General features: G+C 40.5%; 12 protein-coding genes and 16 tRNA genes. 26 read left to right on the forward strand and 2 right to left on the reverse strand.

Annotation, left to right across the window (positions count from 1 at the left end; all coding sequences use genetic code 11):
* The first annotated feature begins 14 nt into the window (after positions 1 to 14).
* The 22 genes from hslV to JYB65_RS01585 all read left to right on the forward strand — a co-directional run bounded on the left by hslV (position 15) and on the right by JYB65_RS01585 (position 7,929).
* Positions 15 to 554 (forward strand): ATP-dependent protease subunit HslV, encoded by a 540-nt coding sequence (hslV, locus tag JYB65_RS01480; RefSeq protein ID WP_206580813.1) that lies wholly within the window; start codon positions 15 to 17, stop codon positions 552 to 554.
* 9 nt (positions 555 to 563) lie between these two features.
* Positions 564 to 1,988, forward strand: coding sequence for an ATP-dependent protease ATPase subunit HslU (gene hslU / locus JYB65_RS01485; protein WP_206580814.1), 1,425 nt, complete (start codon positions 564 to 566; stop codon positions 1,986 to 1,988).
* A gap of 224 nt (positions 1,989 to 2,212) precedes the next feature.
* Positions 2,213 to 2,992, forward strand: a complete 780-nt coding sequence (gene codY / locus JYB65_RS01490) for a GTP-sensing pleiotropic transcriptional regulator CodY (protein ID WP_206580815.1) — start codon at positions 2,213 to 2,215, stop codon at positions 2,990 to 2,992.
* A 75-nt stretch (positions 2,993 to 3,067) separates the two neighbouring features.
* The gene (gene yunB, locus JYB65_RS01495) at positions 3,068 to 3,769 is read left to right on the forward strand and encodes a sporulation protein YunB (protein WP_206580816.1); all 702 of its coding nucleotides are present in this window, start codon (positions 3,068 to 3,070) and stop codon (positions 3,767 to 3,769) included.
* A 313-nt stretch (positions 3,770 to 4,082) separates the two neighbouring features.
* A complete protein-coding gene (gene hflX, locus JYB65_RS01500; protein ID WP_209010471.1) occupies positions 4,083 to 5,363 on the forward strand; it encodes a GTPase HflX in 1,281 nt (426 codons plus the stop codon).
* A complete protein-coding gene (locus JYB65_RS01505) occupies positions 5,350 to 5,982 on the forward strand; it encodes an IMPACT family protein (protein ID WP_206580817.1) in 633 nt (210 codons plus the stop codon). Before hflX ends, JYB65_RS01505 begins: the two co-directional genes overlap by 14 nt.
* 161 nt (positions 5,983 to 6,143) lie before the next feature.
* Positions 6,144 to 6,218 (forward strand) — tRNA-Asn (locus JYB65_RS01510).
* 277 nt (positions 6,219 to 6,495) lie between these two features.
* Positions 6,496 to 6,571 (forward strand) — tRNA-Val (locus tag JYB65_RS01515).
* A gap of 9 nt (positions 6,572 to 6,580) precedes the next feature.
* Positions 6,581 to 6,657: transfer RNA gene (locus JYB65_RS01520), tRNA-Asp, on the forward strand.
* Positions 6,658 to 6,683: 26 nt separating this feature from the next.
* Positions 6,684 to 6,758: transfer RNA gene (locus tag JYB65_RS01525), tRNA-Thr, on the forward strand.
* A gap of 13 nt (positions 6,759 to 6,771) precedes the next feature.
* A tRNA-Tyr gene (locus JYB65_RS01530) sits at positions 6,772 to 6,856 on the forward strand.
* A 29-nt stretch (positions 6,857 to 6,885) separates the two neighbouring features.
* Positions 6,886 to 6,960, forward strand: a tRNA-Gly gene (locus JYB65_RS01535).
* Positions 6,961 to 6,965: 5 nt separating this feature from the next.
* Positions 6,966 to 7,039 (forward strand) — tRNA-Gly (locus JYB65_RS01540).
* A 28-nt stretch (positions 7,040 to 7,067) separates the two neighbouring features.
* A tRNA-Arg gene (locus JYB65_RS01545) sits at positions 7,068 to 7,144 on the forward strand.
* A 15-nt stretch (positions 7,145 to 7,159) separates the two neighbouring features.
* A tRNA-Gln gene (locus JYB65_RS01550) sits at positions 7,160 to 7,235 on the forward strand.
* Positions 7,236 to 7,238: 3 nt separating this feature from the next.
* Positions 7,239 to 7,314, forward strand: a tRNA-Lys gene (locus JYB65_RS01555).
* A 43-nt stretch (positions 7,315 to 7,357) separates the two neighbouring features.
* A tRNA-Ser gene (locus JYB65_RS01560) sits at positions 7,358 to 7,446 on the forward strand.
* Positions 7,447 to 7,464: 18 nt separating this feature from the next.
* Positions 7,465 to 7,556, forward strand: a tRNA-Ser gene (locus JYB65_RS01565).
* 7 nt (positions 7,557 to 7,563) lie between these two features.
* Positions 7,564 to 7,639: transfer RNA gene (locus tag JYB65_RS01570), tRNA-Trp, on the forward strand.
* Positions 7,640 to 7,662: 23 nt separating this feature from the next.
* Positions 7,663 to 7,739: transfer RNA gene (locus tag JYB65_RS01575), tRNA-Pro, on the forward strand.
* 13 nt (positions 7,740 to 7,752) lie between these two features.
* Positions 7,753 to 7,829 (forward strand) — tRNA-Ile (locus JYB65_RS01580).
* A 24-nt stretch (positions 7,830 to 7,853) separates the two neighbouring features.
* Positions 7,854 to 7,929: transfer RNA gene (locus tag JYB65_RS01585), tRNA-Phe, on the forward strand.
* 174 nt (positions 7,930 to 8,103) lie between these two features.
* Here JYB65_RS01585 and JYB65_RS01590 read toward each other — a convergent pair.
* Positions 8,104 to 8,442: a hypothetical protein gene (locus tag JYB65_RS01590; RefSeq protein WP_206580818.1), complete on the reverse strand. Its 339-nt coding sequence runs from the start codon at positions 8,440 to 8,442 to the stop codon at positions 8,104 to 8,106.
* 94 nt (positions 8,443 to 8,536) lie between these two features.
* Between JYB65_RS01590 and JYB65_RS01595 the strand changes: the two genes are divergently transcribed.
* The gene (locus JYB65_RS01595) at positions 8,537 to 9,121 is read left to right on the forward strand and encodes a thymidine kinase (RefSeq protein ID WP_206580819.1); all 585 of its coding nucleotides are present in this window, start codon (positions 8,537 to 8,539) and stop codon (positions 9,119 to 9,121) included.
* Positions 9,122 to 9,140: 19 nt separating this feature from the next.
* Here the strand turns inward: JYB65_RS01595 and mnmL are convergent, their stop codons facing one another.
* A complete protein-coding gene (gene mnmL / locus JYB65_RS01600; RefSeq protein WP_206580820.1) occupies positions 9,141 to 10,073 on the reverse strand; it encodes a tRNA modification radical SAM protein MnmL/YtqA in 933 nt (310 codons plus the stop codon).
* Between the two features lie 155 nt (positions 10,074 to 10,228).
* On the opposite strand from mnmL, the gene JYB65_RS01605 reads away from it, so the two are divergent.
* The 3 genes from JYB65_RS01605 (at position 10,229) to def (ending at position 13,656) form a co-directional block, all read left to right on the forward strand.
* Entirely contained in the window at positions 10,229 to 10,891 is a 663-nt protein-coding gene (locus JYB65_RS01605; protein ID WP_206580821.1) for an epoxyqueuosine reductase QueH, read from the forward strand.
* 11 nt (positions 10,892 to 10,902) lie between these two features.
* A complete protein-coding gene (gene priA / locus JYB65_RS01610; protein WP_206580822.1) occupies positions 10,903 to 12,918 on the forward strand; it encodes a replication restart helicase PriA in 2,016 nt (671 codons plus the stop codon).
* A gap of 273 nt (positions 12,919 to 13,191) precedes the next feature.
* Complete coding sequence (def, locus tag JYB65_RS01615) at positions 13,192 to 13,656, forward strand: peptide deformylase (protein ID WP_206580823.1); 465 nt, start codon at positions 13,192 to 13,194, stop codon at positions 13,654 to 13,656.

Genomic DNA, 13,656 nt, shown 5'->3' on the forward strand with positions numbered 1-13,656 from the left:
CGAGGGACGATTAAATGATAGAATTTCATGCAACTACCATTGTAGCAGTAAAACGAGGAGAAAATGACATCTGCATAGGGGGAGATGGTCAGGTAACTATGGGTGAAAAAACCATCATGAAGAGTAAAGCAAAAAAGGTAAGGAAGATTTATAAGAATTCTGTTATAACAGGTTTTGCGGGATCTGTTTCCGATGCTTTTGCGTTAACAGAAAAATTCGAAAAGAAACTGGATGAGCATTCCGGCAACTTAAAAAAAGCTGCGGTATCATTGGCTCAGAATTGGCGGTCCGATAAAGCCATGAGAAATTTGGAAGCCTTAATGATTGCAGCAGACAAAGAAAGTATGCTTTTAATTTCCGGTAATGGAGAAGTGATAGAACCGGATCAGAATTTTATAGCGATCGGCTCCGGTGGAAATTATGCCTATGCAGCAGCAAGCGCCTTATTTAATAACACGCAGATGAGTGCAGAGGAGATTGTAAGGGAATCGCTGAGAATAGCGGCTTCTATTTGCGTTTATACCAATGACAATATTTCTGTTGAAAAATTATAGGAGGAAGACATGAGCGAATTATATAGCATGACTCCAAAACAGATTGTTGCGGAGCTTGATAAATATATTATTGGACAGGACGAAGCGAAAAAATCGGTAGCTGTTGCCTTGCGAAACCGATATAGAAGAAGCTTGCTGCCCGAAGAAATGAGAGAAGAGATCACTCCGAAGAATATTTTAATGATGGGACCTACAGGGGTCGGTAAAACGGAAATAGCAAGAAGACTTGCTAAGCTGATGGATGCGCCGTTTGTAAAAGTCGAGGCGACTAAGTTTACTGAAGTTGGGTATGTCGGCAGAGATGTTGACTCAATGATAAGAGATTTAGTAGAGGCTTCTATTCGTATTACGAAACAGAATAGATTACAGGAAAAGTATTCGATTGCGGAAGAAATTGCAGAGGAAAAAATCATTGAAGCCATTATTCCGGGAAAGAAGAAATCTTCCTCCGGCAGCAGCAACCTAAGAGGACCATTTGACTTTATTTTAAGCGGAGGATATCAGGGCCAAAAATCTCAGCTTGAACAGGGAGAATCGGGTACTGCTGAAGTCAGTGATGTAGAACTGGCCAGAGAGCAGGTAAGACAGCAGCTTAGAGAAGGCATGCTGGAAGAACAGTTTATTGAAATTCAAGTAAATGAAACACCTAAATCTAGCTCGCTGGACTTGGGAAATGAAGGTATGAGTATTGCTATCGGTAATATCTTCGGTGATATGATGCCTCCAAAAAAGAAAAAGAAAAAGGTTCGCGTGAAAGATGCTCGAAAGATATTACGTGAACAGGAAGCTCAGAATTTAATTGACATGGATCAAGTAACCGAAGAAGCTTTACAGAGCGCGGAACAGGATGGAATCATTTTTATTGATGAAATTGATAAGATTGCCTCCGGCTCCACTTACAGATCCGGAGCGGATGTGTCCAGAGAAGGTGTACAGCGAGATATCTTGCCGATTGTCGAAGGCAGTGTAGTAAATACGAAATATGGGCCGGTAAAAACGGATCATGTCTTATTCATAGGTGCCGGTGCGTTCCATACCGCTAAACCGACCGATTTAATTCCTGAATTGCAAGGAAGATTTCCAATACGGGTGGAACTGGAGAATTTAACAAGAGAATCTTTCGTGCAGATTTTAACGGTGCCGGAAAATGCATTGTTAAAGCAGCATAAGATGCTCCTGGAAACAGAAGGTATCAAGCTTACGTTTACTGAAAGTGCTATAGAAGAGATTGCGACCATGGCTTTCCTGATGAATGAGCAGACAGAAAATATTGGAGCGAGAAGACTTCATACGATTATGGAAAAACTTCTTGAAGATATTTCGTTCAACATTCCGGATATGAAGGAAGAAGAAATTATTATTGATGAAGAATATGTAAAGGAAAAGTTTGTAGAAAAGATTCATGTAGATGATATAGACAAATTTATTCTTTAAATTTTCGAAAATAAACAGATTGGTACTGCTTTTATAGGATCAATCTGTTTTTTCATTTGATAATGCAGAAGTTGACCGAATTGTTTGCAATAGCAAAAGTTTTTCGAAAAGTCAAAAAACACCTTGATTACTTGTATGAAAAAAGATATTATGTTATAGAGGAAAAATTGAGGCAATAAAAAATATGTAAAGATGATGAGTATAAAAGGAGAATATAGGAAAGTATGGGAAAAGACATTTTAAGTAAAGTGAGAAAGTTGAATTGGGTGCTTCAAGAAAGTGCCGCGGGTGCTTTTTCGTTTGATGAATTATGTAACATTCTGAGTGACCTCATGGACGCAAATGTTTATATCACAAACAGAAAAGGTAAAGTAATCGGTGTACACTATAAAATTAAATCAGACAGCTCTACTATTACTGACCCGGAAACAGGAAGCGAAAAGTTTCCTAATGAGTATAATGATGCTCTCATGAAGGTTACTAAAACAGAAGCGAACTTAAAAGCAGAAGATGCTCTTGAGATTTTTAAGTATGATTATGATACATACGATAAGCTTCACACCATTATTCCTATTTTAGGCGGAGGCCAGAGATGGGGAACTCTTATCTGCACCAGATATCAGCCTGAATTTAATAATGAAGATTTAGTGTTGGGCGAATACGGTGCTACTGTAGTCGGATTAGAGATACAGAGAAGGAAAACAGTAGAGATTGAAGAGGATGCCAGAAAGAGAGCGGTCGTTCAAATGGCGATAGGCACGTTATCTTATTCCGAAATTGAAGCGGTACAGCAGATCTTTGCTGAATTAAACGGATCAGAAGGATTGCTGGTAGCAAGTAAAATTGCAGACAGGTCCGGTATCACCAGATCGGTTATCGTCAATGCACTTCGTAAATTGGAGAGTGCAGGCGTTATTGAATCCCGTTCACTAGGAATGAAGGGAACCCACATCAAGATATTGAATCCAAAGTTCTATGATGAACTTGCCAAGATGGATATATAGCTTTCATATAAATCAAAGTTTGCACAAACCACCCTCTTGCAGCATATTTTAATATAGCTGTTTGGGGGTGTTTTTATGTTTGGGTGGCGTTCTAGACAACGGTTTAAAGCTTGTGGTCACAAAAAAAGAGGGGGAACTATCGTTTTTTGTTTTATTATTATTTTAGTTTTAGCGATATCGAGCGTCTGGCGTTTTTATGCGGTCATACATCCCTCTATTGATTCAATCGCACAAATTAAAGCAAAGGAAATGGTAACCTATGCGATCAATGAAGCAACCTGTAAACAGTTTTTTAAAGAATCAGCCAATATAAACAATTTACTTATCATAAATACAAACAATGAGGGAAATATAGAACTAGTGCAGTCCAACACGGTTGCGATGAATATCTTAGCAGCAGAATTAAGTAAAGAAATAAAGCAATCCTATGCAAAGATGGAACCTTCCGTCATACCGGTGCCGTTAGGTACGATTTTAGGGAGTCAGATTTTGTCTCAGAGCGATTTAAAAGTAAACTTGAAGGTATTACCCCTAAGTGTATCTAGTTTGAATTTTTACAGCGAATTTGAGACGAAAGGAATTAATCAGACCAAATATAAAGTATACATAGAATTGACTAGCAAAGTTCGAGTTTTGGCTCCGTTTTCTTCTAAAAGCATGGAGATTAAAAACGTTGTGTTAGTAGCGGAGGCTGTTATTTTAGGAAAAGTACCGAACAGCTATGTGGTTGTACCAAAGGAGAATCTTTTAGATGCAACAAATGGGCAGGAACTTTAAAAAGAGGATGGAATGAATCGTCAAAGCTGCATATTCCTTTAGGGATGGCTTTATGATATAATGAATATAATTAATTGAAGCTGGGGAATTTCCGTATGGCACCTACCAGATCTTTGGAGCATACGGCGACACAGCTTGTAAGATATAATGAATGCAATGATTGATCCGGCGTTGCCGTAAGGAAGCATTCATTGAATCATACAGCGACACAGCTTGTAAGATATAATGAACACTATGATTGAATACGGCGTTGCCGTAATGTAGTGTTCATTGAATCCCACGGCGACATGCTTGTGTGATATAATGGGGGTTTATGTTAAGATTTAATGAAAATAATGAAGTAATTGAAAAAGAAGAATACAAAGCCATTCTGGTTGGATTACAGATGAATGAAGATATTTCGTATTCGATGGAAGAATTGGAAGGGCTTGCTGAAGCTGCAGGTATGAAGGTTTTAGGACGCATGATTCAAAACCTGGAAAGACCTAATAATACCACCTATATAGGAAAGGGCAAGGCGGAAGAGCTGGCGGAGCTATGCAGTAATATGGAGGCCGATACGGTACTCTTTAACGACGAACTGTCGGGTATGCAGCTTCGAAATTTAGAAGATGCTCTTAATGTGCGGGTAATTGACCGAACGATTCTTATTTTAGATATTTTTGCTGCCAGAGCCGTATCCAAAGAAGGTAAACTGCAGGTGGAACTGGCACAATTGCAATATCGTATGCCTAGGCTTATTGGATTTGGCAAAAGCTTATCTAGACTCGGTGGTGGAATTGGAACCAGAGGACCGGGAGAAAAAAAGCTGGAAACTGACAGAAGACATATTCAAAGAAGAATGGAAGACATTAAAACAGAAATCGTTGAGATTAAAAATAACAGAACCGTACAAAGGGCAAAACGTGAGAAATCAGGACTTCCGATAGTTGCGTTGGTGGGATATACCAATGCCGGTAAGTCCGCCATTATGAATAAGCTTTTAGCCTTGGTGGAACGAGAAGAAAAAATGGTGTTGGAAAAAGATATGCTTTTTGCAACCCTTGATACTTCACAAAGAAGCATTAAGTTGGACACCAATTATGAGTTTATACTGATCGACACAGTAGGCTTTGTCAGCAAACTGCCTCATGCTTTAGTAAAAGCTTTTAAAGCTACTTTAGAAGAAGTAAATTATGCGGATTTACTTTTGCATGTGGTAGACGCATCCTATGAAGCGAATAACTTTCATATAGAGGTCACCAACAAGGTTTTATCTGAAATAGGAGCCGGAAATAAGGAAAAAATAGTAGTGTATAATAAAATTGATCTTGTAGAAGGAGAAGTTTTGCCTTCTGGAGATACGGAGTCTATCTATATTTCTGCTAAACGCGGAGACCATTTTGAACAATTGGTGGATATTATTAAGGAAAAACTCTTTTCTGACAGAATAAGGGCCAAGCTTCTTATTCCTTTTGGCAGAGGGGACATTTCTTCTTATCTATGCGAAAAAGCCTTGGTCATGTCCATGGACTATGTGGAAACAGGAACGTTATTTGATGTGGAATTATCTCATGCAGATTATAGTAGGTTAAAGGAATATGATACGGTATAATACAATTTTAAAAGCTGCATCTGTCGAACAAATCATTGATAAGTCAAAATTCATCGCATCCGTCTGCCCTGTGGAAAACAAGGTGGAGGCGGATGCCTTTATCGCTGAAATAAGGAGCAAATATAAAGATGCTACACACAATGTGCCTGCAATGGTCATCGGAGATAAGTTCCAAATCCAATGGGCCAGTGATGATGGCGAACCGCAAGGAACTGCCGGTGCTCCAATTGTTCAAATGCTTGTAAAAGAAGGTGTAACCAATCTTGCTGTTGTTGTGACGCGATATTTCGGAGGCATAAAACTAGGTACGGGAGGATTGGTCCGGGCTTATACCAGTTCGGCTAAGCTGGGACTATCAGAAGCAGGACTTTGTGCTGTGAAAGATATGCATGTTGTGTTGGTGAAATTAGATTATACATATTTAAGCAAGCTGCAAAACTTATCCCAAAGCGAGGACTTTGAGATTCAACATTTAATTTATGAAGATGCAGTAACAGCTCAATTATGTACAGACCCGGAAAATGAGTTCAATTTAAAAGAAATGCTGAGCAATTTAACGGGAGGAACTGTTCTGTTTTTGGAACAGAAAGTGGAGCAGATCAAAGTATCGATTGGATAGAATGGCTGAATTGTAAGCATTTGGCGTAGATGAAACGGCACTCTGAGTTACTCTTTAAAATTAAGGTTAAAGTTTTAATAAGAAAATGTAAAAAAAGTGTTTGACATGGATATCATGCTATGCTAAGATATAAATCGTCGCTGAGAAATGTGACAAATTGTTCCAAGGTAGCTCAATGGTGGAGCACTCGGCTGTTAACCGATAGGCTGTGGGTTCGAGCCCCACCCTTGGAGCCAATTTTTTCAACAGATATAGCTTTTATAGTAAGACGGGAGTCCTATGCAGAAAGCTGACTGAGTAAAGAAGGAATTGGAAATAAATAAAAAAAGTGCTTGACAAAGGCTACGACGCAGAATATAATAATCTAGCGCGCTGAAGTTAAAAAGCACGAAAAAACGAAAAATAAATAAGAAAATAAAAAACAAAAGAAAAAATGCTTGACACGATGGACAAGATAATGTATGCTAAATAAGTGTGTCGAGCAGTTCAAAACTACTTAACACGAAATGATTTGGGCGTTTAGCTCAGCTGGGAGAGCATCTGCCTTACAAGCAGAGGGTCATAGGTTCGAGCCCTATAACGCCCACCAAATCAACAAGGCCTGGTAGTTCAGTTGGTTAGAATGCCAGCCTGTCACGCTGGAGGTCGTCGGTTCGAGCCCGATCCAGGTCGCCAAATTTAACTAGTAATTAAGAACATACGCTGGTGTGGCTCAACGGTAGAGCAGCTGATTTGTAATCAGCAGGTTGGGGGTTCGATTCCCTCCACCAGCTCCAATTCAATAAATTTCGAGGGTTTCCCGAGTGGCCAAAGGGGGCGGACTGTAAATCCGTTAGCTGAGCTTTCGGTGGTTCGAATCCACCACCCTCGACCAATAAATTAAAAATTAATAAACCTATACATGCGGAAGTGGCTCAGGGGTAGAGCATCGCCTTGCCAAGGCGAGGGTCGCGAGTTCGAATCTCGTCTTCCGCTCCAATTATGCGGATGTAGTTCAATGGTAGAACCTCAGCCTTCCAAGCTGATGGCGTGAGTTCGATTCTCATCATCCGCTCCATTTTTTTAGCTAACTTGTTAGCTATTGTGGGCTCATAGCTCAGCTGGATAGAGCAACGGCCTTCTAAGCCGTGTGTCCGGGGTTCGAATCCCTGTGGGCTCACCAATTTGATATTGAGAATGGGGTATAGCCAAGCCGGTAAGGCAACGGACTTTGACTCCGTCATTCGTAGGTTCGAGTCCTGCTACCCCAGCCATACGACCCATTAGCTCAGTTGGCAGAGCACTTGACTTTTAATCAAGGTGTCCCGAGTTCGAATCTCGGATGGGTCACCAATTAAAGGTGTAGAGAGATAAAGTAGTAGAACTCATAGATGATGGAGAGGTGTCCGAGCGGTTTAAGGAGCTGGTCTTGAAAACCAGTGACTCCGAAAGGGGCCGTGGGTTCGAATCCCACCCTCTCCGCCACAAAGTAGTATTAAGCTTGGAGAAGTACTCAAGTAGGCTAAAGAGGACGGTTTGCTAAACCGTTAGGGTTCGTAAGGGCCGCATGGGTTCGAATCCCATCTTCTCCGCCACATATATAGGGGTATAGCTCAGTTGGTAGAGCGATAGTCTCCAAAACTATGCGCCGTGGGTTCAAGTCCTACTACCCCTGCCAATTTCAACTGAATAGTATATTATCGGGGTGTAGCGCAGCTTGGTAGCGCAACTGGTTTGGGACCAGTGGGCCGCGGGTTCAAATCCTGCCACCCCGACCATTTTAAAAGACATGGGCCATTAGCTCAGTTGGTCAGAGCGTCCGGCTCATAACCGGCAGGTCCCGGGTTCAAGTCCCTGATGGCCCACCATATATAATTAAATAAAAATGATACGCCCAGATAGCTCAGTAGGTAGAGCAGAGGACTGAAAATCCTCGTGTCCTTGGTTCGATTCCGAGTCTGGGCACCATTTTTTACAAAAGTAGTTCCTTGCAGACAATGTGTCCGAGGGGCTATTTTTTTATTCTAAAAAGTTTTAATGGTAGCTTTTTATGATATTCTGTCCATATCGCAAGCGATATCTCCTCCGTAAAAAAAAATCTCTTAGCTATAAAACTAAGAGATACGGGGATAGTCAATTGACTTAAAGAATATGTACGCTGTTAAAAAATAATATAGTAACAAGATAAGAAACACCGGCAATAATGCAGGAAAATGCGATCACCTTCGATTTAATCTTAGATTCCTTATCAAATACAGCCATAGAGGTGATGAAAGCGATGACAAGGCCCACAAGAGCGATCAGGGTCATCGTGTTAATTATGGCAGTATACCCTTTGAAAAAGAAACAAAGTCCGGTCAGAAGTGCAACGGTCAATAAGTATTTTATCGCTCCTCCATTATTGAAGATGACGGGAACCAGCAGCGCTGCCCATATGATCCCGATTAAAGCACATTTCGAAATTAGCCATAATAAATCCATTCTTATTTGTATCCTCCATTTGTAATAAGATAATTATATTTGATTTTACCATGAAATTCAATTAAAATGATAGAAAAGGATAGGAGGAAGAAGAGTGGCACAATTATATTATAGATATAGCACGATGAATGCAGGAAAGTCCATAGAATTAATTAAAGTGGCATACAACTACGAGGAAAGAGGTAAGCGTGTTCTTACACTGGTTCCTAGTGTTGATAATAGATATGGAACGGGGATTATCACTTCTCGTATAGGGATTCAGAGGGAAGCCGTGATCGTTGGTGAAGATACAAATATTCTGGAACTGTTTTTAGAAGAAAGTAAAAAGAAGAAAATTGACTGTGTCTTGGTGGATGAATGTCAGTTTCTAAGAAAGCATCACGTTCAAGAGTTAGTCGAAATTGTGGATAGCTGTGATGTTCCGGTACTGGCCTACGGATTAAAGAACGATTTTAGAAATGAGCTCTTTGAAGGCTCGTATTACATGCTGGTGTATGCAGACAAAATTGAAGAAATTAAAACCATCTGCTGGTGTGGAAGAAAAGCGACGATGGTAGCCAGAGTGGTAGACGGCAGATTTGTAAAACAAGGAGAACAGGTACTGGTAGGCGGAAACGACATGTACATATCGCTTTGCAGAAAACATTATAACGACGGGAGACTTGCATCGGAAGAGTAGCAAGTCTCTTCTTTTTATCTTAAAAGCGATCACTGGCAGGCTGCTTTTCTCTTGCTTTTTTTCCTTGCCAAGTCCCACGGTTTTTAAGCTCCCTATGAATCCCGTTGAGAATGCTTCTCTTCTGAAAACTCCATTCGGGACTGATCAGAATAGGACGAGGAGCGTCAGCCGTCATTCGGTGTATCGTAATTTCCGGCGGAATGATTTCAAGAGCGTCAACGACAAGACTGATATATTCTTCCATGCTGTTAAAAGGAACATAGTCAGGATAATTTTTTTCCATTTGTGAACCCCTTACGACATTTAATAAGTGGAGCTTGATACCAAAAATATTATCTTGGCAAACATATCTCACAGAATGTAACATCTCTTCTTTGGTTTCACCCGGCAATCCCAAAATAAGATGAACGACAGTGCGTATATTTCGTTCAGATAGTCTTTGAATGGCTTCATCGTACACATCAAGTGTATAACAACGATTGATCAGGTCTGCAGTTCGATCATGTGCTGTTTGCAAGCCGAGCTCCACCCATAAAAAAGTTTTCTGATTGATCTCGGAAAGCAATTCATACGTCTCTTCCGTGATACAATCCGGCCTTGTTGCGATGGCAATTCCTGATATTTCCGGGTTTTTCAATACTGAATCATATGTTTCTCTTAATTCTTTTACAGGAGCGTAGGTGTTGCTATAACTTTGGAAATAGGCTAAATGTTTGCTATTGGGCCATTTATCGGACAAAAGTTTAATTTGTCCGTCTATATCACTGGCGAAATCACCGGAACCGTCTGCAGAGCAAAAAATGCAGCCGCCTGTTCCTTTACTGCCATCTCGGTTTGGACAGGTAAACCCGCCTTCCAAGGAAAGTTTGATCGTTTTTTGACCAAAATATTTCTTTAAATAAGCTCCGATGGTGTTGATCGGCTCTTGTTGGTTAATCAGATTGTTAATCATTTGAATTCCTTTTTACTGAGTAATTTCATAACTATTATACCACTATACCACAAAAAATCACACGGCGACACGGCTTGTGTGGTATAATAATTACTATTGATTTAAATGAAACAAGCTGAAATGAAGAGTAAGAATGAACTCTAGGGGGAATTCAGATGAAAAATATAAAAGAATCAAAACCAGCAAGCATGATAGAACATGTTTGTTTAAAAGAAAACTCTTTAGTAATTTTAGAAGATATGACGGATGTGCCGAAAGGCAGACCGATGTTGTTATTGCACAGTTGCTGCGGCCCGTGCAGTACGTCGGTAATAGAGCGTTTATCAGGAAATTATAGGATCACGGTGTTTTTTTATAATCCCAATATTACGGATCAATCGGAGTACGATCGAAGAAGACAGACTCAGTTGGATTTTATTGAGCACTATAACCAACGTGCGGTTGAAGAAAACAAGGTATCTTTTCTGGAAGTTCCTTTTGATGCAGGAGAATTTTATCAGGCAGCCAAAGGGTTTGAGTTAGAACCGGAAGGTGGAAGAAGATGCGTTGAATGTTTTAAACTGAGAATGGAAAAAACCGCAGAAGTAGCCAAACTTTCAGGCTTTGAGCTATTTGCGACGACATTGACGGTCAGTCCCCATAAGGATTACGAACGGATTACAAAGATTGGATTGGATTTGGCGTTGAAGTATGGACTGTCTTTTTTAGATATGGACTTTAAGAAAAAGGCAGGATATCAAAGAAGTATTGAATTATCGAAAGAATATGGACTCTACAGACAGAACTATTGCGGATGCAGCTTTTCTGAACGAGAATAAATTGGTGTTATATGAAATATGTAAATGTTGCGATTGATAATAATAATGATAATACAGACCTCCTCTATACCTATGGTTCCCAATTTGATCAAGTGAAAGTTGGACAGAAGGTTTTAGTGCCTTTTGCAAAAGGGAACCGGCTAAAGGATGCGTATGTTTTTGAGGTGAGGGATTCTCTGGAACAAGAGATAAAGGGTCTCAAGTATATTGATCGCATTGACAGTGAAATTTCTCTGACGGAAGAAATGATGGAAACGTGTAAATGGATGAGGACGCGTTATCTATGTCGGTACATGGATGGAATCAACTGCTTCATACCGTCAGGAGCCGTTTCAAAACGAGGTAAAAAAAGGATTCCTTACCAAGACAGCCTTGGACAGTTTGAACCGATTGATGCCTTGACGGAAGAACAAATTCATGCAATCCATTGTGTTCAGCCTTCTATTGAAAAAGAGCAGCACGAACTCTTTTTAGTGCATGGGGTGACAGGAAGCGGTAAAACGGAAGTCTATATCCAGCTGATTAAAAAAGTGCTGGAAAAAGGTAAAAATGCAATCGTGCTTGTACCGGAAATCTCACTGACTACCCAAGTAATACAACGATTTATCGGACGGTTCGGACAGGAAAATATAGCCGTTCTTCATAGCAAATTATCGTTAGGAGAACGTTATGACGAATGGATGAGGATTCGAAACGGGCAAGTGCGCATTGCGATAGGAGCCCGGTCAGCCGTCTTTGCTCCCTTTGACAATATCGGGATTATTATAATGGATGAGGAACATGAGTCGACATACAAGTCGGACATGTCTCCCAAATACGATACGCTTGAAGTCGCGATAAAAAGAGTAAAGGCGTTTAACGGAGTTCTTGTGTCAGGCAGTGCAACACCGTCGGTAGTTTCCAACTTTAGGGTACAACAAGGCATTTATAAAAAAATAGAATTAAGGGAAAGATATAATAAGCTTGCCCTTCCGAAAGTTGAAATAATTGATATGCGCCAGGAATTGAAGAACGGAAACAAGTCTATTTTCAGCCAAACTCTTTATCAACGGATGCGGGAGTGTTTACAGTCCGGAAGGCAAGTGATCTTATTTTTAAATAGAAGAGGATATTCGACCTTCATTTCCTGCCGGGAGTGCGGATATGTGATGAAATGCCCGGAATGCGGAATTTCCTTAACGTATCATAAAGCACAAAATGCCGCTGTTTGTCATTATTGCGGACGGATGATGCCATTGCCGAACCATTGTCCGGAATGCAACAGCAAGTACATAAAGCATTTTGGGACGGGTACGGAAAAAGTGGAAGAAATGACTGCAGAACTGTTCCCTGAGTATTCTATTGAACGGTTGGATTTGGACTCCATAAAACGAAAAGGAAGCCTGGATAAAATTCTGGATAATTTTCGAAAAGAAAAAACCAAGATTCTCATTGGGACTCAATTGGTTGCAAAAGGCTTGGATTTTAAAAATGTAGGGCTGGTTGGAATCATCTCTGCGGATGTCATGCTGAATATTCCTGATTTCAGGGCGGCAGAGCGGACCTTCCAATTGATTACGCAGGCTGCGGGCCGGGCCGGTAGAGGAGAGGAAGAAGGCAATGTCGTGATACAGTCCTATAACACCGAACATTACAGTATTCTAGCGGCCTCCCATCAAGACTATCAAATGTTCTATGATATGGAGATATTACTCCGAAAGCACATGTGTTATCCTCCTTATAGCGATATCCTTCAAGTCATTATTTTAGCAGGAAGTGAAGAGGCTGCTGCGAACGGTTCTTTACAGGCGGAAATGATGATAAAAAAAGCATTGTCGGAAAAAGCGGCAGAGAATGTATTCCCGCCGCAGCCGCTCATGTTGAACAAGCAGAAGGAAACCTATCGATATTACATCTTAATTAAATGCCCGAGCGGGAAACGAAATGAGTATCTCACGGCCATTCATCAGGTGAAGAAGCATGTTAACACAGGCAAGAAAACGGCATTTTCTGTATCTGTAGATATCAATCCATATAGTATTGTATAGAGTTGTATTCTATGAAAAACGCATTTAATGGTTTATAGACGCGTAAATATATGATATAATGAACGCTACGATAAATCCAGCGTTGCTGTAAGGAAGCGTTCATTGAATCATACGGCGACACCGCTTGTATGATATAATAAGTCCTTAATTAAAAATATATACAATAAACTGGACGTAAGGAACCATCGAAGCTGTATCCTATCAATAATTATAAAAAGCAGCTTTGTGGTAGAATGGGTGAATTTATTTGAATAGGTTAAACTGGAGGTTGTAATGGCACTTAGAAATGTAGTACTGGAAGGCGATGAAATTTTAAGAAAGAAATGCCGTGAGGTTACACAAATAGATGATCGGATTCGAGGGATTCTGGATGACATGGTTGAAACGATGAGAGAATACAATGGCGTTGGTATAGCAGCACCGCAGGTCGGGGTGATGAGAAGAATGATCGTGATTGAAATAGACGACGAGGAGGTCATTGAGCTGATCAACCCTGAAATTTTAGAAACCAGAGGTTGTGTCGGAGCCGATGAAGGATGCTTAAGTGTGCCTGGTTATATCGGTTATGTAGAACGGCCGGAATATGTGAAGATTACCGGACTGGACCGATATGGCAATCAGGTGGTTCATGAAGGAGAAGGCCTGAAGGCTGTTGCTTTTTGTCACGAAAACGACCATTTGGATGGCGTATTGTATGTTGACAAGGCGAAGAATTTCAGAAAGGTAGAAGAAGAATAG

Source organism: Clostridium aminobutyricum (assembly GCF_017255415.1).
GTDB classification, from domain to species: Bacteria; Bacillota; Clostridia; order Peptostreptococcales; family Anaerovoracaceae; genus Aminipila; species Aminipila aminobutyrica.